Source organism: Falsiroseomonas sp. HC035 (assembly GCF_050563525.1).
Lineage (GTDB): Bacteria > Pseudomonadota > Alphaproteobacteria > Acetobacterales > Acetobacteraceae > Falsiroseomonas.
In genome coordinates, this window is sequence record NZ_JBNXUN010000014.1 from 52,722 (window position 1) to 76,479 (window position 23,758).

Consider the following 23,758-nt stretch of genomic DNA (forward strand, 5'->3'; position numbering starts at 1 on the left):
CCGGCGGTGGCTCCTGAAATGCGGCTTGAAACCCTGCTTATATAGGGAATCACGCGGGTTGGGGCACGGGGTAATTCGGCATCGGGTCCAGGCCCTCGGGCGTCGCCGCGAAAACCTCGGCAACGCCCTGGAGAGGGCTGAAAATATCCGCTTCCGTCCCGGTCAGGAAGACCTGGGCCGGCGATTGTGCCAGCGCCGCATACAGCGCCTGGCGCCGCGCCAGGTCCAGGTGGGCCGCGACCTCGTCCAGCAGCAGCAGGGGCGCGAAGCCGCGCGCGGCGCCAATCAGCGCGGCATGCGCCAGAACCACCGAAACCAGCAGCGCCTTCTGCTCCCCGGTCGAACAAAGCGCTGCCTCCAGGCCCTTGGGCAGGTGGACCAGGTCCATGTCGGTGCGGTGGGCGCCATGCGCGGCACCGCCGGCCGCAGCATCCCGGGCGCGGCTGGCGGCGAGGTCGGTACGCAGCCGGTCCTCCAGGGCCAGGGCCGGCGTCTCGTCCAGCGCGGCGGCCAGCGGGCAGACGAGGTCCAGGCGGGCTGCCGGGAAGGAGCCGGTGGCGGTGCCGGCCGCCAGCAGCAGGTTCAGGCGCTGCGCCAGGGACCGGCGGGCGGCGATGGCGGCAATGCCGTGCCGCGCCATGGCATCCTCCAGCGCCGCCAACCAGCCGGCGTCCCGCCCCTTTCCAGTTGATCGGCCCTCGGACAACAGGCGGTTGCGGCCGGCCATGGCGGTGTCATGCGCCGCCACCTCCCGCGCATGGCCGGGGTCGAGCGCCCAGACCAGGCGGTCCAGGAAACGGCGGCGGCCGCTGGCACCCTCCTGGAACAGGCGGTCCATCTGCGGCGTTAGCCAGACGGCGGCGGCGCGGCCGGCGAGGTCCGCCTGGCTCTTCGCCGGCTCGCCATCCACCAGGTAGCGGCGTCGGGTCGGGTCGGCGGCGTCGCCGATGGTCCCGGTGCCGATCTCGGTCGGGCCGTCCGGCCCCTCGAAGGCGCCGAAGGCGGCCCAGGGCCGCGGCGCTTCGCCGCCGCCGCGCCGGCCGATCTCGGTGGCGCGCGCGCCGCGCAGCCCGCGGCCGGGGCCGAGCAGGCTGATCGCCTCCAGCAGGTTGGTCTTGCCGACGCCGTTCGGCCCGGCAATCGCCACGATACGACCCTCGAAACGCTGTTCGAAGCTGGGATAGGACCGGAAATCCGTCAGGCGGAGGCGCGTCAGGCGCAGCGTGGGGGCGGGGGTCAGATGGGGTCTTCCCGGCGTGGCGGCCTGCGCAGGGATTAGGGCGAACGAAGGCGGAACGTCAAGCCAAGCCTCGCCAGGGCAGCCCGAACATGGGATGCCTGCCCCATGTCGCCCGCCCGCCTCGCCTGCCTCCTGGTCCTGCTGGCCGCACCCACCTGGGCCGAGACGCGCCCGCCCGCCTGCCTGTTCCCGCGCGGCGGCGATGCGCCGGACGCCGCCTGCCTCGAGTTGCTCGCCAGCCTTGCCGAAGCCTGGAAGGCCACGCCTGGCCGCATCCGCGTGGAGGGCCATGCCCAGGACCAGCAGGGGCCGCGCCTCGATGGCCTGCTTAGCCGGCGCCGCGCCGTGGCGGTGGCGGAGGCGCTGGAGGGCCTTGGCGTGCCGCCCGGCCGCATCGAGGCGGTGACCCCGCCAGCCGAGCAACGCGACCTGCGCAGCCGGATCGACCCGTTCAGCCGACGCGCAGAAATCCACCTGCTGCCCTGAGGCCGCCGCCTGCCGTTGCCGTCCGATACCAAAGCCATCGTTGACCACCCTGCCGCACCGCACCAGATAGGCGTGGCGCCGGGCAGCCGGCACGCAGGGCACGCGGCTGGACTTCCCCGGCACGGCGTGCCGGAATCCGATATGTTCGACAGCAGGATCACCCCCGACCCGGCCGCCCGCACCACCGCCCCTCGGGGGCGGCGCCGCGGCTGGCTGGTGCTCGGCCTGCTGCTGGCCCTGCTGGCGGGCGGCGGGATCTGGCTGTTGCGCGCACCCGCCAACGCCCCGGCCCCGCCCGCGACACCGGCCGCCGGCCCCACCCCGGTGCTGACCGTCGCCCTGGCCACCGCCGCCACCCGCCCGGTCGCCACCTCCGTCACCGCCGACGGCTCCGTGGTGGCGTGGCAGGAACTGGTGATCGGCGCCGAAATTGGCGGCCTGCGCGTGGTGGAAGCCCCGGTCGAGGAAGGCCAGTCCGTCCGCGCCGGGGACCTGCTGGCCCGGCTCGACGACGGCGTGCTGGCCGCCCAGGCGGCGCAGGCGGAGGCGGCGATCCTGGAGGCCGATGCGGCGCGGGATCTCGCCGCCGCCGACCTTACCCGCGCCGAGTCCCTGGTCCGCACGCAAAGCGCCTCCGTGCAGGTGGCCGAACAGCGCCGCGCCGCCGCCCTGCAGGCCGAGGCCCGCCTCGCCTCCGCCCGCGCGCGGCGGGACGAGGCGGTGGCGCGGCTGGCGCAGACCCGCATCCTGGCGCCGACGGATGGCATCGTCGCCCGCGTCACCGCCCGCATCGGCGCCGTCACCGGCGCGGGGCAGGAGATGTTCCGCATCCTGCGGGACGGGCGGCTGGAACTGGATGCCCGGGTGCCCGAACTCGACCTCGCCGCGATCCGACCCGGACAGGCGGTGACGGTGCGGCACGGCGGCGCCAGCATCGCCGCCGAGGCCCGCGCCATCGCCCCGCTGGTGGCGCCCGACACGCGGCTCGGTATCGTCCATGTCGCGCTGCCGGCGGACTCAGGCCTCCGCCCCGGCATGTTCGCCGCCGCCGAGATCGCCGGACCGGTGCGGCAGGTGGTGATGGTGCCCTCGGCCGCCGTGGTGTTCCGGGACGGCGCGCCGCAGGCCTTCGTGTTGCCGGAGGGCACCGACCGCGTCCGGATCCGCCGCCTGGTCGCCGGCGAACGCCAGGACGGCATGGTGGAGATCCGCGAGGGGCTTGCGGCCGGTGAGCGCGTCGTCGTCACCGGCGCCGGCTTCCTGGCCGATGGCGACCTGGTGCGCGTCTCGCCATGATCGAGGAGAAGCACCGGAACATTTCCGGCTGGGCGATCCGCAACCCGGTCGCCACCGCCGTGATCTTCCTGCTGCTGACGGTGGCTGGCCTGTTCGCCTATCCGATGCTGCGCATCAACAACAGCCCCGACATCGACCTGCCCGCCGTCGTCGTCTCCGTCGTGCAGTCCGGCGCGGCGCCCTCGGAACTCGAAAGCCAGGTGACGCGGCGGGTGGAGGATGCGGTCGCCGGGCTCGGCGACGTCAAGCACATCACCTCGACCATCGTCGATGGCAGCTCCACCACCGTCATCGAATTCGCGCTCGGCAAGAACATCGATCGCGCGACCAACGACGTGCGCGACAAGATCGCGCAGATCCGCAGCGACCTGCCTGCCAGCATCCGCGACCCGGTCATCACGCGGGTGGAGGCGACGGGCGGCGCCATCGTCACCTTCACCGTCGCCTCCCCGCGCATGACGGTGGCGGAACTCAGCTGGTTCGTCGACGACACCATCGCGAAATCCATGCTGTCGGTCAGCGGCGTGGCGCAGGTCAACCGCGTCGGCGGGGTGGAGCGCGAGATCCGCGTGGCGCTGCGGCCGGACCGGCTGCTGGCGCTCGGCATCACCGCCAACCAGGTGAACCAGCAGCTGCGGGAGCAGAATATCAACCTGCCCGGCGGCCGCGGTACCGTGGGCAGCGGCGAGCAGACCATCCGCACCCTGGGCTCCGCACCCACCGTCGAGGCGCTGCGCGAGCGCAGCATCATCCTGCCGAACGGCCGCACCGCACGCCTCGGCGATCTGGCGGAGGTCGAGGACGGCACGGCGGAAGTGCGCACCGCGGCGCGGCTGGATGGCCGCCCGGTCGTCGCCTTCGAGATCCTGCGCACCCGCGGATCGTCGGAGGTCCGCGTCGCCGATGGCGTCATGGCGCGCGCACAGAACCTGATGGCTGAGCACCCGGAGGTGACGATCACCCCCGTGACCTCCACGGCCGTCTTCGTCCGCGCCGGCTTCCACGCGGCGGTGGAGGCGCTGGTCATCGGCTCCATCCTGGCGATGATCGTGGTCTGGCTGTTCCTGCGCGACTGGCGCGCGACGGTCATGGCCTCCATCGCCATGCCGCTGTCGCTGATCCCGACCTTCTTCGTCATGCAGATGCTGGGCTTCTCGCTGAACAACGTCACGCTGCTCGGCCTGACGCTGGTGGTGGGCGTGCTGGTGGACGATGCGATCGTCGAGATCGAGAACATCGTCCGCCACATCCGCCAGACGCCGGGCATCAGCGTGTATCGTGCCGCGCTGGATGCCTCCTCGGAGATCGGGCTGGCAGTGGTGGCGACGACGGCGACCATCCTCGCGGTCTTCGTGCCGGTCGCGTTCATGCCGGGCATCCCCGGGCAGTTCTTCCGCCAGTTCGGCCTGACCGTCGCCGCCGCCGTCGCCTTCTCCCTGGTCGTCGCGCGGCTGCTGACCCCGCTGCTCGGCGCCTACTTCCTGAAGGCGCATCGCGCATCTGCGCGTCCTGGTGGACGCGACACGCCGGCGCGCCCGGATGGCTTCGTGACGCGCGGCTACATGGCCATGCTTGGCTGGTGCCTGCGCCACAAGCTGACCACGCTGGCCGGCGGCGTGCTGTTCTTCGCGCTGTCGATCGCGCTGGTGCCCTACATCCCGCGCGACTTCGTTCCCGGCGCCGATCGCGGCCGTGCCTCGCTCGCAATCGAATTGCCGCCCGGCGCATCCCTTGCCGAGACCGAGGCAGTGGTGCAGGAGGCGACGCGCATCATGCTGGCGCGGCCGGAGGTCACCTCCGTCTTCGCCAGCATGGGCACCCTGACCAGCGGCGGCCCGCCCGGCCTCGGCACCGTGACCCGCGCCGGCGACCCGCGCACGGCGAACCTCATCGTCTCGCTGGTGCCGATGTCGCAGCGCGCACTGAGCCAGGCACAGGTGGAAGCGGCGCTGCGGCCGGAGCTGGAGCGCCTGCGCGGCGCCCGCATCCGCTTCGGCGCGGATGGCCAGAGCGGCTCGAAGCTGCAGGTCACGCTGGTCGGCACCGACAGCGTCGCGCTGGCCGCGGCCTCCCGCGCCGTGGAGGCGGAGATGCGGGCGCTGCCGGAACTGGCCGGCGCACGGTCCACCGCCTCCCTCGCCCGGCCCGAACTGCAGATCCTGCCGATGCAGGCGCGCGCCGCGGAACTCGGCGTGTCCGTCACCGCCATCGCCAGCACGGCAAGGTTGGCAACCGTGGGCGACGTGGACCAGGCACTGGCGCGCTTCAACCTGCCGGACCGGCAGATCCCGATCCGCGTCATGCTGGACCAGCGCGCCCGCGGCGACCTGAACCAGTTGCGGTCGCTGCGCGTGGAGGGCCGCGCCGGCATCGGCGTGCCACTGGAGACGGTGGCGGAAATCCGCCACGGCTCCGGCCCCGCCCAGATCGACCGGCTGGACCGGCTGCGCAAGGCGACGGTGGAGGCGGAGCTGAACGGCCTGCCGCTCGGCGAGGGCACCAGGCTGATCGCCAGCCTGCCCAGCATGCAGAACCTGCCGCCCGGCGTACGCGAACAGCCGACCGGCGATACCGAGGTGATGGCGGAGTTGTTCGGCGGCTTCCTGATGGCGCTGGGGTCCGGCGTGCTGCTGGTCTACCTCGTGCTGGTTCTGCTGTTCGGCGGCTTCCTGCAACCGCTGACGATCATGAGCGCGCTGCCGCTGTCGCTTGGCGGGGCGCTGATGGCGCTGCTGCTGGCGCAGAAATCGCTCGGCGTCTCCGCCGTCATCGGCGTGCTGATGCTGATGGGCATCGTCGCCAAGAACTCCATCCTGCTGGTCGAGTACGCCATCATGATCCGTGGCGACGGCGTGGGACGGGAGGCCGCGATCGTCGAGGCGGCGCGCAAGCGGGCGCGGCCCATCGTGATGACCACCATCGCCATGGTCGCCGGCATGACGCACATCGCGCTCGGCATCGGCGCGGACAGCGAATTCCGTTCGCCGATGGCGCTGGTGGTGATCGGCGGGCTCATCACCTCCACCCTGCTCAGCCTGATCTTCGTGCCTGTCGCCTACATCTACATCGACCAGGCGGAGGGCTGGATCGCCCGCCGCTTCCGGCCACGCGGCGCACCGGCGCCGGCGGAGTAGCTTGCGGGTCGAGTAGCTTGCGGGCCGAGTAGCTTGCCGGCGGGCCCGCAAGCTGGTTGCCTGCGGGTCGCCACCAGCGGAGCCAGACGATGCAGCCCTTCGACGTGATCGTGGTCGGGGCCGGTTCCGCCGGCGCGCCGCTTGCCGCCCGGCTGTCGGAGGACGGCCACCGACGCGTGCTGCTGCTGGAGGCCGGGCGCGACTGGCGCGCGGCGGAAGCGCCGCCGGCACTGCGCAGCGCCAACATCATCCCCTTCATGCACGACCCGGCGCACCAGGCCGCGTGGCAGTGGCCCGGACTGATGACGCGGCGCACGGCGGTGCAGGAGCCGAAATTCTACTGGCGCGGCAAGGCGATGGGCGGGTCCTCGGCGGTCAATGCCCAGATCGCCATCCGCGGCGTCCCGGCCGCGTTCGATGCCTGGGCGGAAGCCGGCTGCGAGGGTTGGTCGGCACGCGACCTGCGGCCGATCCAGGACGCCATCGAGGATGATGCCGATACCGGCGTCGCACCCGGCCTCCGCCAGGGCGGCCCGCTGCCGGTGTTCCGGATGCCGGTGGCGGAATGGGGCGCCGTCGATCTCGGGCTGCGCGACGCGGCGCTGGCGGCGGGGCATCCCTGGAAGCCGGATCTCAACGCGCCGGAGGGCGAGGGCGTCTCCTGCAACCCGATCAACCTGCGCGAGGGCCAGCGCATCACGACGAATGACGGCTACCTGGAACCCGCGCGCGGCCGGCCCAACCTGGTGATCCGTGGCGGCGCTCTGGTCGACCGCGTGGTGTTCGAGGGCAACCGCGCCCGCGGCGTCCGGGTACGCTTCGAGGGCGAGGACTGGCAGGAAATCCTGGCGCCAGAAATCGTCCTTTGCGCCGGCGCGATCCACAGCCCGACCATCCTGATGCGCTCCGGCCTTGGCCCGGCGGCGGCGCTGCAACGCCTCGGCATCGCCGTGCTGCACGACCTGCCAGCGGTCGGTCGCAACCTGATGGACCACCCGATCCTGCGCGCCAGCCTGGTCCTGAAGCCGGAGCACCGCGCGCGCGGCGCCGATGCGCGCCACACCAATTGCTGCGTCACCTACAGCAGCCGGCTCGCCGGAGGCGGCGAGCGTGACATGATCCTGATCGCCTACAACCACCGTGGCCTGACGCCCGATGGCGAGCCGGCGGCACAGGGCGCGGTCGGCGTCGCGCTGTACGACGCCTTCTCCCGCGGCGAGCTGTCGCTGACCTCCGCGGACCCGGAGGCGCAGCCGGTGGTCGAGGAGAACATGCTGGCGGATGCGCGCGACCGCCTGCGGCTGCGCGACGGCGTGCGCCGCCTGGCGCGGATGACGGCGCTGGACCCGCTGGCGCGCCTGGCCGAGCGCATCCATTTCGGCGAGAGCGCGCTGTCGATGGATCAGGCGGCAGCGCTGGACGACGACGCGCTGGACGCGCTGATGCTGGCCGAGGCCGGCGACATCCAGCACGCCGCCGGCACCTGCCACATGACGGCTTACGAGGACCCGCGCGGCGTGGTGGACCCGGACCTCGCGGTGCGCGGCGTGACCGGGCTGCGGGTGGCGGATGCCTCGATCATGCCGACGGATTGCCGCGCCAATTTGCACTTCACCTGCGTGCTGATCGGGGAGGCGCTGGCGCGGCGGATGCGCGCCGGCTGAAGCTCAGCCCAGCACCGCCGCCAGCCCGCGCCCGAGTTCTGCAAGATCGGCATCCGCCAGCGCCGCCGGATGCACCACCAGCACGCCGTCGCGCAGCCGGGACTGGTTCACATGGATGGCGGGGCGGCGGGCGCGCAGCGCGGCCTCCGCCTGCCGCGCAGCCCGCGCATCGGCGCAGCGCAGCAGCAGCAGCGGGGTTGGGCCGGGCAGTATTTCCGCGCCGGGCCGCTCGCCGATTGCATCCTGCACGGCCCGCAACCGTGCCAGCATCCGCGCGCCCCGCGCCGCGTCGCCTTCCGCCACGAAGCGGCGGAGCGCCACCAGCAGGCCCACCACCTCCTCCTTCCCCGCCTTGCAGGACCGGCCGATGCCGTGCCGCGGCAGGAAGGGCAGCATCTCGTTGCCGGCGAATTCCACCGGCAGCCGGAACTGCTCGTCCGGCAGATCCAGGTCCAGCATCTGCACCAGGGCCGAGGCGACCAGGGGCCGCCGCCCCGCCAGCATGCCGCTGGCCTGCGGCCCGCCGATCGCCTTGCCGCCGGAAAACGCAACAAGGTCGGCGCCAGCCTCGATGAAGGCCGTCAGGTTCGCCAGCGGTGGAAGCTGTGCCGCCGCATCGACCAGCACCGGCACGCCGGCGGCATGCGCCACGCGCACCACCTCCGCCAGCGCGGGTTCCGACCAGGGCTGCGCCACCCAGAACACCGCCGCGGTCTCTGGCCCGATCGCCGCGGCGATCTCCCCCACCGAGGCATCGCGCACCCCGGCCCCGGAGAAACGGTCCGGGATGCCGACCTCGACGATGCGGCCACCGGCCACTTCCAGCGCGCGGTCGTACATGTTGCGCTGGCTGCGGGCCATGACGAACTCCCGGACCGCACCTGGCGCCGGCAGCGTGTTCATGGCGATCGGGTCCAGCCCGGCGAGGCAGGCCGCCGCCCCCAGCAGCAGCGCGGCGGAGGCACCGCCGGTGACGATGCCGGCCTCCGCGCCCGTGGCCGCCGCGATCTCCCGGCTCGCCGCGGCCTGCACATCCAGCATGTCGAAGCAGGCCGCGGAGGCTTCCGCCATCGCGGCCGCCACCTCTGGCGCCATGATGCCGCCGGACAGCCGTGTGACGGTGCCGGCGGCGTTGATCACCGGCACCAGCCCCAGGCTGGCCAGAACGCTCATCGGGTCAGCACGCGCCGCACCGCGTCCTGCCAGCCGGCGTGGCGACGATCCGCCTCAGCGCGCGGCATGGCCGGCTGGAAGCGGCGATCCAGCCGCCAATGGGCCACCGCCGGCCCCGGCGGCGGCAGCAGTCCCGCCTGCAAGCCGGCGAGGTAGGCGGCGCCGAGCGCCGTGGTCTCCTGCACCTCCGGCCGGTCGACCGGTGCGCCGAGCAGGTCGGACAGCGCCTGCATGGCGAAGTCGGAGGCTGTCATGCCGCCATCAACGCGAAGGACCGTTCCCCCGCCCTGCGCGCCCCAATCCGCCTGCATCGCCTGCACCAGGTCGCGGGTCTGGAAGGCGACGCTTTCCAGCGCGGCGCGGCAGATCTCGGCCCGGCCGGTGTTGCGCGTCAGGCCGAAGATCGCGCCGCGCGCCTCCGCATCCCAATGCGGCGCGCCGAGGCCGGTGAAGGCGGGCACGAAATAGACGGCCTGGGCGGGGTCGGCGCGCAGCGCCAGCGTGCCGCTTTCGGCGGCGTCCTTGATGAGGCCGAGCCCATCCCGCAGCCATTGCACCGCCGCGCCGGCGATGAAGATGGCGCCTTCCAGCGCATAGGTGCGGTGCCCACCCAATTGCCAGGCCAGCGTCGTCAGCAGCCGGTTCTTCGACGGCACCGCCACGTCGCCGGTGTTCAACAGCAGGAAGCAGCCGGTGCCGTAGGTGGATTTCACCATGCCCGGTGCGAAGCAGGCCTGGCCGAGCATCGCCGCGTGCTGGTCGCCCGCCATGCCGCGCACCGGGACGGCGGCACCCAGCAGCCCGGGCTCCGTTGTGCCGAATTCCGCGGCGTTGTCCCGCACCTCCGGCAACACCGAGTCCGGGATGTCGAAAAGCCTCAGCAAATCGGCATCCCAGCAGCCGCGGCGAATGTCGAACAGCATGGTACGGGCGGCGTTGGTGGCGTCCGTCGCATGCACCCGCCCGCCGGTCAGCCGCCACAGCAGGAAGCTGTCCACGGTACCGAAGGCGAGGTCGCCACGTGCCGCCGCGGCCCGCGCGCCGCCGACATTCTCCAGCAGCCAGGCCAGCTTGGTGGCGGAGAAATAGGGGTCAGGCAGCAGCCCGCTGCGCTCCGCGATCAGCGCGCCCGCCCCCTCCGCCGCCAGCCTGGCGCAGTGCGCCGCGGTGCGGCGGTCCTGCCACACGATGGCGCGGTGGATCGGCCGGCCGGTGGCGCGGTCCCACAGCAGGGTGGTCTCCCGCTGGTTGGTGATGCCGATGCCGGCAAGCTGGTCGGCGGCGGCGCCACCCTTGGCAAGTGCCTCCCGCATCGTGGCCAATGTGGCCTGCCAGATGTCTTCCGGCTCGTGCTCCACCCAGCCCGAGGCCGGAAAATGCTGCGGCAATTCGCGCTGCGCCGAGGCGAGCGGCGCCAAGTCCGGCCCGTGCAGGATGCTGCGGGTGGAGGTGGTGCCCTGGTCGATGGCGAGCAGCAGGTCCTTCATCCCTTGGTCTCCGGGTTGCGCAGCACCAGCAGGAAGGCGAAGCCGGTCGCCAGTACCGGTGCGGCAAAACCGCCAGCCGGGGCCAGGTGTGGCCCGGCCAGCGCCAGCAGCGGCCCCAGCCCGGCCGAAAGCCCCGCCAGCAGCAGCGCGGACAGGATGGCGGGCGCCAGGGCGGCACGGCTCAACAGCGTGGCCTGCAACACCGCGAAGGCGGGCAGGAAGGCGGCGCCGAGCAGCGCCAGGCGGAATCCGGCAAGCCCCTCGGCCGGAAGCAGCCCGGCGGCGGCCGGCGCCGAGCCTATCGCCAGCCCCAGCGCCACGGCCAGTGCCTGCAAGGCCAGAAGCCGGGTGCCAAGGCCGAAGGGCGTCAGCCCGCGCGCCAGCACCACCAGCGCCAGGCCAGGCAGCGCCACCAGCAGGGCCAGGGACGTGCCCATCAGGCGGCCTTGCAGCAGATGCGCCGAGACCGGCCCGGCCAGCACCGCCAGCGCCAGCGCCAGGCCCGCGAAAGCGGGGCCGACGCCCCGGCGCAGCGCCGGCCGCCCGGCCCGCCGAGGCGCCGCCAGGGCCGGCACGGCGGCGCGGAAGCCGGCCACCGCCGCACCCGCCCCCAGCCCCCAGAAGGCCCCTGCGAGGCCGCCAATTCCCAGCGCCAGCAGCAGGCCGAGGCCCAGTCCCGCGGCCAGCGCGGCCAGCGGCGGCAGCCCATAGGCCGCGGCGATGCCAAGCCCGACCCACAGCAGGCACAGCGCCGCCGCCGCCATCGCCCCGGGCAGCGCCTGCGCCAGCGGCAGCCGGTCCAGCCCGAACAGCAGCGCGAAGGCCGCCGCCGCCGCACCCGCCGCCGCGAGTCCGAGTGGCAGGGCCACGGTGCCGCGCAGCGCCGCCAGCAGCGCCACCGGCGCACCGAGCAGCAGCGACAGCGCCACCACAATGAACAGGGCCAGGAATTCGCCGCCCGCCCCAGCCAGCCGCAGCAGCAGCAGGCCGGCCAGCGCGGCCAGCCCGGGCCCCAGCCAGGCGCCCGCCGCCAGCGCCCCGGCCGGGCCGAGGATCATGGGTTGCGGACCGTGCATCATGCCGAGGCCTCCGCGAGCCACAGCCGCCACGCGGCGGCATGCGGGCCGGCCGAGGCCAGGGATTGCGAGGGTGCCGCGCCCTCGTGCAGCGCTTCGGCCTCCAGCAGCGGCCGCCAGCGCAGCACCAGGGCCTCGAGCGCCGCGAAGTCGCGGGCGCGGAACAGGCATTCCGCCAGCCAGCCGATCGCCTCGAATCCCGCGCTTCCCTGCGCCACCGCCGATTCCAGCGCCAGGCGGGCCGCCGGCAGGTCGCCAAGGGCCAGCAGGTTCCGCCCCAGCGCCGCCTCCGCCTCGGCATCCGGGCCCTCGGGACCGGGCTCGGCCAGCGCCTGCCACAGGCCGGCGGCCTCGGCGCGACAGGCATCGGCGCGCGGCGGCTCCAGCAGGCCGGAAAACGCAGCGCGGTCGAGCGCGCGGGCCAGCTCGCGGTCCGTCTGCCGTTGCAGCGGCCGGCTGCCGGCGGCGGATCGGCCACGGCCGCGCAGCGCCTCCACCGCCTCCAGCAGCCGGCGCTCCGCCTGCGGCCGCAGGGCCTCGGCGCGGGCGCGGACCTGCGGATCAGGGTCGCCGAGCGCCAGGCGCAGCAGCGCCGCGCCGCCCGACCGGCCCGGCTGCACCGCCAGTTCCAGCGCCTGCGCCTTCTGCCGGGCATGGCCCCAGCGCAGCACGTCGCCGAGCGATTCCAATAGCAGCCCGGCCGGCAGGGCGCTGCCGCCGCGGGCGCCGGCGATGGCGGCCAGCCGCGCATCCAGCGGGTCCTCCGGCAGTGGCGCCGGCACGTCGCGCAGCCGTCGCGGCACGCCGCCGATCAGGGCCGCGACCGCGCCGGCGACCGCAAGCGGACCAAGCGCCGGCAGCAGCGGCGCCAGCAACCGCAACACCAGTCCGGGCCAGCCCGCGGCGCCAACTTCCTCGCGCCGCAGCAGGAACGGCAGGGCCAGGCAGCAGGCGAGGTGCAGCACCAGCGCCGCCAGCCACAGCCCGAAGGACAGCGCCGCCACCACCACCGCCTGCGCCAGCACCAGGCCGAGCAGCGCCTGCCGCGCGCCCGCCTCGCCGTGGGCCGGCATGGAGCGGCGACGCTCCGCCACGCGCCGCTCCGGCCCGGAATAGGGCGCCGCCGGCCGGCCGGCATCGGCCGCCCGGCGCAGCGTCCGGCGTCTATCGGCCATGGCCACCGGCCGGCGGCCCCTGTCCCGGCTGCATCGGTGCAGCCCGTGCCGGCGCCGGGCGATGCAGCAACGCCACGCCCACCACCACCTGCGCGGTCGCCGCCGGCGCGCGTTCGGCCAGCAGGCCGCGCAGCCGCGCCGCCGCGATCTCCGCACCCGCCACGGCGGAGCCGGGCAGCAGGATGGACAGGCGGCGTTCCTCCAGCCGCGATTCCAGCAGCAGGTCGGAGCCTCGGAAGGCTTCCGCCATCGCCGCCCGCGTCGCCTCCAGCGCCGCCGCGCCGCGCGGGCCGGCGGGAATCTCGGCCGAGAGCAGCGCCAGTTCGAAGCCAAGCCGCCGCGCCATGCCGGTCATCACCGCGATGGCCCGCGCGGCCTCGTCGCCCGGCACCATCAGCCCACCGCCCGCGAGGCCCGGGGCGTGGCCCTGCGACGCGACGCCGGAAGCCTGTTCCGCCGCCTCCCGCGCCCGCGCCTCGGCCAGTGCCGCGCCGATCCAGGTGGCGGCCGATTCGAGCGCGGCGATGGTCTCCAGCGCGAGATCGGCGAAGCCGATATCCTCGATCTTCACCATGCCCAGCAGCGTGTCGTCCCAGGGCGAGAACACCGGCGCCGCCAGGATGCCCTCGCCGCCCAGCGCCAGCCGGTCCGCCAGCCTGGTCGCCACCAACGCGCCGCGGCCCTGGCCGAGCGCATCGGTCAGCGGCCCCGGCAGCAGGGTCTGCGCCAGCCGGCTGCCGGCCGGCCAGCCCTCGGCGGCGACCAGGTGCAGGGTGTTGTCCTCGGCCAGCCAGAAGGAACAGGAGGTGCAGCCGGTCGCCGCGCGCAGCAGGCCGGTGGCGCCGCGCACCACGCCCTCCGTCCCGGTGCCAAGGATGCGGGCAGCCTCGAACACCGCGGTGGTGGCCTTCAGCCGCGCGCCGAGCCGGGCATCGAGTTCCAGCGCCCGTTCGGCCAGGCGCTCGTTCGAATCGGCAATGGCGTCGCGGTCCGCCTGCGCAGCGGCAGCGGCGGCGCGGGCGGCGCCGAGCTGGCGGCGCGCCTGGTCGGTAAAATACCCGACCAGCCCGGCCATCAGCGGCCAGGCCAGCGGCAGCGCCCAGGCGCTGGCGTTCCAGACATCGGAGGCGACGGCGAGGCCGAGCCGTAGCACGCCTGCCGCCAGGGCCACAGCAATGCCGGGCAGCAGGCCGTAGCGCGCCGCGACATACAGCACCGGCAGCATGAAGGGGGAGCCCGGCCAGTTCGCGAAGCCGGTGCCGCCGGTCACCACCGCATCCAGCCCGGCCAGCAGCGCCAGCAGCAGGAACCCCTCCAGCAGCGGCCGCAGCGGCAGCTCAAGCGGCGGCAGGTTCGGCAGCGGCAGGCCGGGCAGGACCGTCGCGGCGCGGACCGCCGCGGCGGCCGGTTCGGGTGCAGCGGCCGGCTGCGGCGACGCCTCGACCTCCACGGCAGGCCTCGCGGGCGGCGCGGGTGGCCTCGGCGCCTCCGGCCGAGCGAAAGGCCTCGCCGCCTCCGGCGGGGCGAACGGCTTCGGCGCCTCCGGCGGGGCGAACGGCTTCGGCGCCTCCGGCGGGGCAAATGGCTTCGGCGCCTCCGGCGGGGCAAATGGCTTCGGCGCCTCCGGCGGGGCAAATGGCTTCGGCGCCTCCGGCGCCATGGCACGCAGCCGGGCGACCGCGGCATCGGCGGGGCGGTCCGGGCGCGACCACGGCCAACGTCGCCGCGGCCGAACGGGCCGTGCGGCGCGACCATCCTGCGCCTGGGCCGCCGACGCCTGGATCGGCATCGTGGGTTGCGCGGGCCGCCTGGCCTCCTCGGATGCCGGGGGCTCCACCGCGGGCGGCATCCGGCGGCGCGGCGGCGCGGGGGGCGGATCGAGTCGGGCGTCAGCCTCCGGCGACGCGGCCTCCGGGCGACGGCCAGCCGAGGCGGTCGGCATCTTCAACCCTCTATCCCCGATCCTGTCGCCGGTCCCGCCGCGTCCGGAACCCCCACCTCAACCACATATCGATACTCCACCCGCAGGACCAGCCCCGGCACGCCCCGCCGACCGCCGCCGCAGCGCGGGATCGGGCGTCGCCCCTGGCCAAACCCCTGGCGGGCCGCACGCCACCCCGCTACCAGTTGCATCGCGATGTCCGCCACCACTGCCCTCCCCGAGCCGGACTCCCACGACCCTCTCCGGGCCGGGCCGGAGGCGCGCCGCTTCGGGCTCGCCCTCGGCGCCGCGACCCTCGCCGCACTGGCCGCTGCGACGCTGCTGCCGCCCCCGGCTGCACCGCCACCCGCCCGCAGCATCGACCTGCTGCGTCCGGCGGAGGACCGGCTGGCCGCCAGCCTGGAACGCCTCGCCGCCGCCAATCCCACCGATGCCGGCTCGCTGAGGCGCCTGGTGGACCAGCTTCGCGCCAGCCACCGCCCGCTGCAACTCGCCATTGCGCTGGAACGCCTGCACGGCATGACCGGCGAGCCGGAGCCGCTACGGGAGGCGATGCAGCTGCGCGCCGAACTCGGCGATGCGGCTGCGGCACGCGCCGCGTTGGAGCGGCTTTCCGCCACCGGCGCCGCGACGGAGCAGGAGGCGCTGCGGCTCGCTGCGCTCCGCATCGAGGCCGGGGATGCCGCGGGCGCCTTTGCCGGCCTGCTCGCCGCCACCAGTCGCAGCCCGACCCCGGAACTGGCGCTGCGCGCCATGCAGGCCGCCGCCCGCCTGCCCGACCCGTCGCTCGCCATGCGGCCGCTCGGCGGGCTGCTGGCGGAGGTGGCGCCGGACCTGGCGGAGGCACTGCGCCGCGTGCTGATGGGCGATGGCCGCCCCGACCTCGCGCTGTACCTGCTGGAAGGCCTGCCCGCCGAGGACCAGTCGCGCCCCGCGACCGGGCTGCTGCTGGCCCAGGCCGAGGCGCGGGCCGGCTGGGCGGGCGCGGCGCTCGCCCGCCTGATGGCGCTGCGCGCGACGGAGGGCCTGCCACCTGGCGGCGGCGCCCTGCTGGTCGAACTGGCGCTGCGCGAGGGCCAACTGGAGGAAGCCTTCGCCGTCGCCGCGCTGCTACCGCCGGATGCCTGGCCGGCCGACCTGCCGATGCGGCTGCACGAGGCGGCGCGGTCCCAGAACCGTGACTCGACCCAGGGGCGCGAGGCGGCCGGGCAGCCCGGGCTGTTCCGCCAGATCGACCCCCAGCGCCTGGCGGCACGGCCCGACGCCGCCGCCGTGGTGGCGCTGGCGCGTGGCGACCGCGTGGCGGCCCGCCGCTTTGCCCAGGCGGCGCTGGAACTGCCGCCCGAATCGGTGGAGGGCGCCCGCGGCGTCGCCGCCGTGCTGCGCGAACTCGGCCAGGACCAGGCGGCGCATGACCGGCTGCGCCGCGTTGTGCAGGGTGACAGTCCTGACCCGGCCAGCATCCGCCTGTTCGCCGAACTCGCCGCGCTGCCCGAACGCCGTGCCGCCGCGCTGCCGCTGCTGGAACGCTGGCGCGGCCAGGGGCCTGTGACAGGCGAGGCCTGGCTGCGGCTGGCGCTGGCGGAAGGGCGCCTCGCCGATGCGGCGATGTTCCTGCGCGGCGGCGGCACGGCCTCCCCCACCGCGCTGGCCGGCACGCTGTCCATGGCGGCGCAGCAGCGCGACCCGGCGCTGGCGGAAGCCGCCGCCGCCGCGCTGCGTGCCGCCCCCACCCTGCCCGAAGGCTGGACGACCGAGGAAGTGGCGGTGGCGGCCGCGCTGTCCCGCCCGCTGAACGCCACCACCCTGTCCGCCGCGCTGAACCTGCTGGCCTGGGCGGCGGAGGCCACGGCGCGGGACCGCGTGGTGCTGCTGCTGGCCTCGGCGCCGGAGGCCGGCGCGGCCGCGGCGCAACTGTCCGCCGCCCAGCACCCGGCCATCCCGCGGCTGAAGCGGGAAGCCGGTGCGCCAGGCGAGGCCGGCACCGCGCGGCTTGCGCTGCTGGCCGTACTGGCGCCGGAGGACGCCGCGCCACTGCTGGCCGTGCGCGCGGACACGGAGCCGGCCCGCTTCGGCGCCGCCCTGGTGCTGGCCCGGCTGCGCGCCGAAGGCATGGGTGCCGGCGTCGCGACGCTGCGCGGCCTGCTGCCGAAGCTGTCTCGTTCGCAGCAGGAACAGGTGCTGTTCCTGGCGCTGGCCTCCGCACCGCAGGCGATGCAGCCGGCGCTGCGTGGCGTGGCGGAGGAGACACTCGGGGCCGGCTGGCGGCGCCGCTACGAATCCGTGCTGACCCGCCAGGGTCGCCGCGCCGAACTGGTTGCCGCCTTGCGCGCCCGGGCCGCCCTCGCCGACCTGGTGGAGCGGGAGGAGATCGCGGTGCGGCTTGACCAGCTCGGCGATGCCGCCGGCGCCGCGGCGATCCGCCGTGGTGAGGATGAGGAAGCTCCATGACCGCCTTGCGCCTGTACGACCTCGCCGGGGCCGATCCGGACCGCCGGTTCAGCCCTTATTGCTGGCGCACCCGCATGGCCCTGGCGGCCAAGGGACTGCCGGTGGAGACGATCCCGTGGCGCTTCACCGACCGGGAGGCGATTGGCGCGCATGGCGGCGACAAGGTGCCGGTTCTGCTGGATGGCGACCGCGCCGTGACCGATAGCTGGACCATCGCCGAATACCTGGAGGACACCTACTCCGACCGCCCCACCCTGTTCGGCGGTGCGGGCGGCCGGGCGCTGGCGCGTTTCGTCAACACCTGGACCGATGCCGTGGTGAATGCCGGGCTGGTGCGGCTGGTGGTCTCCGACATCCCCGGCGTGCTGGCCGAGGCCGACGCGGCGTATTTCCGCAGCAGCCGGGAGGCCCGCTTCGGCCAGCCACTGGAAGCGGTGACGGCGGATCGCGACCAGGCGGTGGAGGGTTTCCGGCGCGACCTGCACCCGCTGCGCATGATGCTGCGCGCGCAGCCCTTCCTCGGCGGCGCGGCGCCGCTGTATGCGGATTGCATTGTCTTCGGCGGCTTCCAATGGGCCCGCTGCGTCAGCCCCTTCAAGGTGCTGGCGGCGGATGACCCGGTGGAGGCCTGGCGGCAGCGGATGCTGGACCTGCATGGTGGCCTGGCTCGGCACGTCCCGGCCTTCGACTGACCCGACAGATTGACAGGCTGTCACTGTTCCGGAGGGCGCGGCTGTGCCCTGATGCGAGGCGGAGAGCGGGACCCCGGGACAAGGACGGCCACCTCATGAACAACAAGACGGTATTGGGCGGCGCCGCGGCGCTCGCCCTGCTAGCACTCGCTGCGCTGGCCCTGGACCAATCGGCCCGGGCGCAGCCGCGCGCGGCCTATAGCACCGGGCCGCACAACATCACCCTTCCGGAGGATTGGCAGACCCGCTTCATCCGCTACGCCACGGTGGACAAGGCGGATCGCAAGATCATCCGGCACCTGTACGTCAATCCGGAGGCCTTCGCCGCCGCCCGGCCTGGCCAGCCGCTGCCGCATGGCACGCTCATCATCATGGCGGATACCCGCGCCCGGGTGGACGCCGCCGGCAATCCGCTGCTCGACCAGCAGGGCCGCTTCATCGCGGTGCCGGGCTGGATCGCGCTCGGGGTGCAGCAGAAGGAAGCCGGCTGGGGCGAGGGCTACGGGCCGGAAATCCGCAACGGCGAATGGGAATACGCCGCCTTCGACGGCACCGGCGCGCGCCGCAACATCCCCATGACCTCCTGCTTCACCTGCCACATCAACACCCGCGCGCAGCAGGATTTCGCCTTCAACTTCTGGGACTACGTGCAGACAAGATGACCTTCTCCCTCATCGGCCGCTGCGCCCGCACCGGCCAGTTCGGGGCCGCCGCCACCACCTCCTCCCTCGCCGTCGGCGCCCGCGTGCAGGCCGTGGCACCGGGCGTGGGGGCGGTGCTGACGCAGCATCGGACGGATCCGCGGCTTGGTCCGCGCGGCATCGGGCTGCTGCGGTCCGGCTGCACGGCGGCGGAGACGGTGGCGGCGCTGGTCGCCTCCACCCCCGACCATGGCTGGCGGCAACTGGCGGCGATCGACCGGGATGGCCGCACGGCGCATTTCCACGGCGCGCATGTGAAGCGCGAATTCGGGGCGGCCCATGGACCGGACGTGGTCGCCATCGGCAACATCCTGTCCAGCGCCCAGGTGCCGGACGCCATGGCGGCCGGCTTTGCCGCGGACCCGTCCCTGCCGCTCGCCGAGCGCCTGCTGCGCGGGCTGGAGGCTGGGGAGGCGGCGGGCGGCGAGCATGGCGCGGTGCGCTCCGCCAGCCTGCTGGTCTTCGGCGCGCACGACTTCGCCCTGGTGGATTTGCGCGCCGATGGCCACGCGGCGCCGATCCCTGCGCTGCGCGCGTTGTGGGCCGAATACGCGCCGCTGGTGGACGCCTATGTCGTCCGCGTGCTCAATCCCGATTCCGCCATCGTGCTCTGAACGGACACCTCATGCCCATCATCAATCGTCTCGCCGACATGCAGCCCGAGATGGAGGCGTGGCGCCGCGACCTGCACACGCATCCGGAGCTGCGCTACGAGGAACACCGCACGGCGGCGCAGGTAGCCAAGCTGCTGGCGTCCTGGGGCATCGAGGTGCACACCAACATCGCCACAACCGGCGTCGTCGGCGTGCTGCGCGGCCAGGGCAGCTCCGGCCGCAGCATCGGCCTGCGCGCGGACATGGACGCGCTGCCGATGACGGAGGCGACCGGCCTGCCTTATGCCTCCCAGACCCCAGGCGTGATGCATGCCTGCGGGCATGACGGCCACACCACCATGCTGCTCGGCGCCGCGAAGTACCTGGCGGAGACCCGCAACTTCGACGGTACGGTGAACTTCATCTTCCAGCCTGCGGAAGAAGGCGGCGCCGGCGCCAAGGTGATGATGGACGAGGGCCTGTTCAGCCGCTTCCCCTGCGACAGCGTCTACGGCATGCACAACGACCCGTCCCTGCCGATCGGCGAGGCCGATATCCGCGACGACGTGATGATGGCGGCAAGCGACGGCTTCACCGTGATCGTCCGCGGCAAGGGCGGCCACGCCGCGCGGCCGCATGGCGGCATCGACCCGGTGGTGGTCGGCGCGCATATCGTCACGGCGTTGCAGACCATCGTGGCGCGGCGCGTGGACCCGCTGGAATCCGCCGTGATCTCTACCACGCAGTTCCACGCCGGCACGGCGAGCAACGTCATCCCCGACGAGGCGATGCTCAACGGCACGGTGCGCACCCTGTCCCCCGCGGTGCAGGACCTGGTCGAGGCGTCCATGCGCCGGGTGATCGAGGCGACGGCGGCAGCGCATGACGCGGTGGCGGAGCTGACCTACACCCGCGGCTACCCCGCCACGGTGAACCACGCCGAGCAGGCGCGGCTGGCAGCGCGGATCGCGGCGAATGTGCTCGGCGAGGGCAAGGTGCGGCGCGACATGCCGCCGGTGATGGGCGGGGAGGATTTCTCCTTCATGCTGCTGGAGAAGCCCGGCGCCTACATCAAGCTCGGCCAGGCCGCCGGCGCCAAGGGCAGCGCGCCGGTGCACACGGTGCAGTACGACTTCAACGACGACCTGCTGCCGATCGGGGCGAGCTTCTTCGCGGGGATGGTGGAGCAGGAGTTGAAGCGGGGCTGACGACCGGGGCAGGGCGCCCCCCTCACCCAACCGTTCAACGCATGCGTTGAACCCCCCACCGGGCGAGAGGGCTTTCGGTGCCTCACGCGGCGCGCAGGTGTTCCTGCAGCCGCGGCATCAGCTCCACCAGGTTGCAGGGCCGGAAACGGCTGTCGAGCTGGTGCACCAGGATGTCGTCCCAGGCATCCTTGCAGGCCCCCGTACTGCCCGGCAGCGCAAACAGGTAGGTGCCGCCGGCGACGCCGCCGATGGCGCGGGACTGGATGGTGGAGGTGCCGATCTTGGCGTAGCTGAGCATGCGGAACAGCTCGCCGAAGCCGGTGATCTCCTTCTCCAGCACCCGGGCGAAGGCCTCCGGCGTCACGTCGCGGCCGGTGATGCCGGTGCCGCCGGTGGTGATGACGCAGTCGACCTGGTCGTCCGCGATCCAGGCGCGCAGCTTCGCCGCGATCAGCGCCGCCTCGTCCTTCAGGATCTCGCGCGCCACCAGGCGGTGGCCTGCGGTCGTGATCCGCCCCGCCAAGGTCTCCCCACTGCGGTCGGAGGCGAGGTCGCGGGTGTCCGACACCGTCAGCACCGCGATGTTCACCGGCACGAATTTTCGCGACTCGTCGATGGGCATGTCCGCACCTGTCCCGGTCAGCGCGAGACCAGCATCGCCGCCACCGCCGGCGCCCCCTGGAATTGCGGGAAGCGCCCTGTCGCCATGGCGTCGAGCGACGGCGAAGGCAGGCCGAGCCGGGTCGCGTAGATCCAGGAATAGGCCAGCACGCGCTGCACGAAAAGCCGGGTCTCGCCGACCGGGATGCTCTCGATGAACAGGAAGGGGTCGCCGCGGTGGCGCACCGCCGGCAGCCAGCGGGACAGGTTTCCGGGGCCGTTGTTGTAGGCCGCCAGCAGCCGGATCAGGTCGCCATCCACCTGGTTGTGGCTGGCCAGATAGTGGACGTAGCGCTGGCCGACTTCCAGCGAGAAGGCGGAGTCGTGCAGCCGGGCCACGTTGGCACCGGCCAGGCTACGGTCGCCGGTGACGTAGCTGGCGGTCGCCGGCATGATCTGCAGGATGCCACGGGCCCCGGCCGGCGATACCGCGCCTGGATTGAAGTTCGATTCCTGCCGGGCCAGCGCATAGACCAGCGACGGGTCCATGCGGAAGCCATGCATCGGCTCCAGCCGCGGCAGCGGGAAGCGGGCGAAGTCGCGTGGCCGGCCATCGGCGGATTGCGACAGGCTGGCGATCTGCGAGGCGAGGTCGGACATGCCGGCCTGGGAGGCCACCAGCAGCATGGCGCGCGCCACGCCGGCATTGCCCTGCACCCGCGGCCACAACAACCTCAGCTCCGCCTCCGCCCGCGCCACCTGGCCGATCTGCAGCAGCGCCAGGGCGCGCCAGCCGGCGGCGGTCTCGGCGATCGCCGCGGCCTCCCCGCTGCCGGCCACCTCGCTCTGCCAGGCGAAGCCCATCGGCAGGCCGAGCGCCCGGCGCGCCACCAGCCCGTAGAAGGTCCGAGGCTCCTGCGCCGCCTGCATCATCCAGGGCACATAGGCCTGCGGGCGGCGGGCGCGCACGGCGGCGCGCGCGGTCCAGAAGGCGGCCGCCGCGCGGGTGGCGGGAGCGGCGAGTTCGGAGCGCGCCGCGTGCTCGAAATAGGCCAGCGCCGCTTCGGGCCGGTTCAAGGCCCAGGCGGCGAGGCCGGCGATGTAGCCCGGCATGGCGCTGCCGCCGGATTGCCGGGCGGCGGCGGAGGCAATCGCGAAGGCTTCCTCGTCGCGACCCTGCTGCAACTGCGCCTGCGCCACCTCCGCCCGCAGCAGTGCGGCATAGGCGCCGGAGGTACGGCTGCGCTCGATCAGGGCCAGCGCGCCGGCCGCATCCTCCCGCGCCCGCTCCCGCACGCTGCGGTCGAGCGACGGGTTGCGGGTGATGCTGCGGGCGGAAGGTTCGCGCTCCTCCGGCACCACGTCGGTGCCGTCGGTCAGCGCCTCCTGGCGCGGCAGGGCTGGCAGGATGGTGCCGCGGGGGGCACGGCGTTCCAGCAGGGCGTGCAGTGCGGCGGCGTCGGGGTGGTCCGAATGGTCGGTCAGCCAGACCACGATTTCCGGCAGCGGCGCGGCCTCCGGCCGGCGCAGCCAGCGATCGGCCAGGACATGGCCGAGCAGGCGGCGATCCTCCAGCCGCTCGGTCTCGCGCGCGGCCTGGCCGGCCTCGCCCCGGGATTGCAGCTCGAAAACGCGTTGCAGCCTCGCCGCATCGGAGGGGGCGAGCGGTTGCGGGAACCCGGCGACCTGGTCCCGAAGCGTGGGACGCGGGACGCTCATGGCGGTCTGGTCGAACCCTTGCGCGACGGCGGGGACCTGAGCCCCCATCGTCAACGTCGCCCCGAACAGCAGGGCCCGCGCGGTGGAGCGCAGGCTGGTTGCCGGTCGTGGGCGCGGGGCCTTTTGGCAGAGCGCTTGCATGGCGCGCCACCCCTAGCGGCGCCTTCGGGTTGGTGGCAACCCCTTAATGAAAAGCGAATCTCATATCACGAGACATCCCGCCTGGAATCAGGCGGTTGTCTCGTTCCGCTCACACAAGATTCTTCAGCCGGGCGGGACCTCGCCATCCAGTGTGCGGCGCAACAGGATCAGGTCGGCCCAGGCCTCCCGCTTCGCGGATGGCGTGCGCAGCAGGTAGGCCGGGTGCAGCGTGGGCAGCGCAGGCAGGCCGGCCACCCCCTCCCCGCCCGGCTCCGGCAGGCTGTGCCAGCGGCCACGCAGCCGGGTGATGCCATCCTTCGCCCGCAGCAGCGCCTTGGCCGAGACGCCGCCGAGCAGCACGATGTGGCGCGGGCGGACCAGCGCGACGTGGCGCAGCATGAAGGGCAGGAACATCGCCACCTCCCCATCCGTCGGCGTGCGGTTGCCGGGGGGGCGCCAGGGCAGGATGTTGGCCAGGTAGAAGTTCTGCCGCCGGTCAAGGCCGATGCTCGCCATCATGCGGTCGAGCAACTGGCCGGAGACGCCGACGAAAGGCTTGCCCTGGCGATCCTCGTCGCCGCCCGGCGCCTCGCCGATCATCATCAGGCCGGACTCGGGCACGCCATCGGCGAAGACCAGGTTGGTGGCGGTATCGCGCAGCGGGCTGTCGGTATTGGCGATGGCCTCCCGCAGTTCCGCCAGGGATTGCGCGGTGGCAGCCAGTGCGGCGGTGGCGGCGGCCGGGGTGGTGACCAGCGGCAGGGTCGGCGCGCTGCGGAGGGCGGGTTGCGCCAACGCAGGTTTCGCCAGTGCGCCGGGAGGCGGCTCCGGTGGGGCGGGCGCCGGGGCGCGGGCGGCCAGGCGGTCCAGCGGCGCCGCTTCCAGCGCCTCATCCGCCCCGAACTCGATCTGCAGCCGCAGGGCGGCCAGCAGCGCCTCGCGCAATCCTGCCTGCATGGGCGCGATATCGGGCCGCTTCG

General features: G+C 73.9%; 18 protein-coding genes. 9 read left to right on the forward strand and 9 right to left on the reverse strand.

The genetic code is table 11. The annotated features are described in order from the left end of the window. Nucleotides 1–49: 49 nt before the first annotated feature. A complete protein-coding gene (recF, locus tag ACLF3G_RS22960; protein WP_430671802.1) occupies nucleotides 50–1,276 on the reverse strand; it encodes a DNA replication/repair protein RecF in 1,227 nt (408 codons plus the stop codon). A gap of 69 nt (nucleotides 1,277–1,345) precedes the next feature. On the opposite strand from recF, the gene ACLF3G_RS22965 reads away from it, so the two are divergent. From ACLF3G_RS22965 to ACLF3G_RS22980, 4 genes are all read left to right on the forward strand, one after another. Next, on the forward strand, nucleotides 1,346–1,726 hold the full coding sequence (locus ACLF3G_RS22965; protein WP_430671735.1) for an OmpA family protein: 381 nt from the start codon (nucleotides 1,346–1,348) through the stop codon (nucleotides 1,724–1,726). Between the two features lie 141 nt (nucleotides 1,727–1,867). After that, nucleotides 1,868–3,022, forward strand: coding sequence for an efflux RND transporter periplasmic adaptor subunit (locus ACLF3G_RS22970; protein WP_430671736.1), 1,155 nt, complete (start codon nucleotides 1,868–1,870; stop codon nucleotides 3,020–3,022). Further along, complete coding sequence (locus ACLF3G_RS22975) at nucleotides 3,019–6,156, forward strand: efflux RND transporter permease subunit (RefSeq protein WP_430671737.1); 3,138 nt, start codon at nucleotides 3,019–3,021, stop codon at nucleotides 6,154–6,156. Before ACLF3G_RS22970 ends, ACLF3G_RS22975 begins: the two co-directional genes overlap by 4 nt. 89 nt (nucleotides 6,157–6,245) lie before the next feature. Next, entirely contained in the window at nucleotides 6,246–7,820 is a 1,575-nt protein-coding gene (locus ACLF3G_RS22980) for a GMC family oxidoreductase (protein ID WP_430671738.1), read from the forward strand. Between the two features lie 3 nt (nucleotides 7,821–7,823). Here ACLF3G_RS22980 and ACLF3G_RS22985 read toward each other — a convergent pair whose 3' ends face one another. The 5 genes from ACLF3G_RS22985 to ACLF3G_RS23005 are packed head-to-tail and all read right to left on the reverse strand — an operon-like array spanning nucleotide 7,824 to nucleotide 14,520. Continuing rightward, complete coding sequence (locus ACLF3G_RS22985) at nucleotides 7,824–8,993, reverse strand: hypothetical protein (RefSeq protein ID WP_430671739.1); 1,170 nt, start codon at nucleotides 8,991–8,993, stop codon at nucleotides 7,824–7,826. After that, nucleotides 8,990–10,480: a glycerol kinase GlpK gene (glpK, locus tag ACLF3G_RS22990; RefSeq protein WP_430671740.1), complete on the reverse strand. Its 1,491-nt coding sequence runs from the start codon at nucleotides 10,478–10,480 to the stop codon at nucleotides 8,990–8,992. The genes ACLF3G_RS22985 and glpK overlap by 4 nt, the downstream gene beginning before the upstream one ends. Beyond that, on the reverse strand, nucleotides 10,477–11,538 hold the full coding sequence (locus tag ACLF3G_RS22995; RefSeq protein WP_430671741.1) for a hypothetical protein: 1,062 nt from the start codon (nucleotides 11,536–11,538) through the stop codon (nucleotides 10,477–10,479). Before ACLF3G_RS22995 ends, glpK begins: the two co-directional genes overlap by 4 nt. A gap of 17 nt (nucleotides 11,539–11,555) precedes the next feature. After that, a complete protein-coding gene (locus ACLF3G_RS23000; protein ID WP_430671742.1) occupies nucleotides 11,556–12,731 on the reverse strand; it encodes a hypothetical protein in 1,176 nt (391 codons plus the stop codon). Further along, on the reverse strand, nucleotides 12,721–14,520 hold the full coding sequence (locus tag ACLF3G_RS23005) for a hypothetical protein (protein ID WP_430671743.1): 1,800 nt from the start codon (nucleotides 14,518–14,520) through the stop codon (nucleotides 12,721–12,723). The genes ACLF3G_RS23000 and ACLF3G_RS23005 overlap by 11 nt, the downstream gene beginning before the upstream one ends. Nucleotides 14,521–14,868: 348 nt before the next feature. Between ACLF3G_RS23005 and ACLF3G_RS23010 the strand changes: the two genes are divergently transcribed. The 5 genes from ACLF3G_RS23010 (at nucleotide 14,869) to ACLF3G_RS23030 (ending at nucleotide 20,318) form a co-directional block, all read left to right on the forward strand. After that, nucleotides 14,869–17,124, forward strand: coding sequence for a hypothetical protein (locus tag ACLF3G_RS23010; protein ID WP_430671744.1), 2,256 nt, complete (start codon nucleotides 14,869–14,871; stop codon nucleotides 17,122–17,124). Beyond that, complete coding sequence (locus ACLF3G_RS23015; protein ID WP_430671745.1) at nucleotides 17,121–17,816, forward strand: glutathione S-transferase family protein; 696 nt, start codon at nucleotides 17,121–17,123, stop codon at nucleotides 17,814–17,816. Before ACLF3G_RS23010 ends, ACLF3G_RS23015 begins: the two co-directional genes overlap by 4 nt. 95 nt (nucleotides 17,817–17,911) lie before the next feature. Further along, nucleotides 17,912–18,478, forward strand: coding sequence for a cytochrome P460 family protein (locus ACLF3G_RS23020; protein ID WP_430671746.1), 567 nt, complete (start codon nucleotides 17,912–17,914; stop codon nucleotides 18,476–18,478). Next, entirely contained in the window at nucleotides 18,475–19,131 is a 657-nt protein-coding gene (locus ACLF3G_RS23025; protein WP_430671747.1) for a DUF1028 domain-containing protein, read from the forward strand. Before ACLF3G_RS23020 ends, ACLF3G_RS23025 begins: the two co-directional genes overlap by 4 nt. A gap of 11 nt (nucleotides 19,132–19,142) precedes the next feature. Continuing rightward, on the forward strand, nucleotides 19,143–20,318 hold the full coding sequence (locus ACLF3G_RS23030) for a M20 aminoacylase family protein (protein ID WP_430671748.1): 1,176 nt from the start codon (nucleotides 19,143–19,145) through the stop codon (nucleotides 20,316–20,318). A gap of 82 nt (nucleotides 20,319–20,400) precedes the next feature. Here ACLF3G_RS23030 and moaB read toward each other — a convergent pair whose 3' ends face one another. The 3 genes from moaB to ACLF3G_RS23045 form a co-directional block, all read right to left on the reverse strand. Next, a complete protein-coding gene (gene moaB, locus ACLF3G_RS23035) occupies nucleotides 20,401–20,940 on the reverse strand; it encodes a molybdenum cofactor biosynthesis protein B (protein ID WP_430671749.1) in 540 nt (179 codons plus the stop codon). Between the two features lie 17 nt (nucleotides 20,941–20,957). Continuing rightward, nucleotides 20,958–22,637 (reverse strand): lytic transglycosylase domain-containing protein, encoded by a 1,680-nt coding sequence (locus ACLF3G_RS23040; protein WP_430671750.1) that lies wholly within the window; start codon nucleotides 22,635–22,637, stop codon nucleotides 20,958–20,960. Nucleotides 22,638–22,901: 264 nt separating this feature from the next. Next, nucleotides 22,902–23,735 carry a uracil-DNA glycosylase gene (locus ACLF3G_RS23045; RefSeq protein ID WP_430671751.1) on the reverse strand — a complete coding sequence of 278 codons (834 nt, stop codon included), beginning with the start codon at nucleotides 23,733–23,735 and terminating at the stop codon, nucleotides 22,902–22,904. Nucleotides 23,736–23,758: the final 23 nt, after the last annotated feature.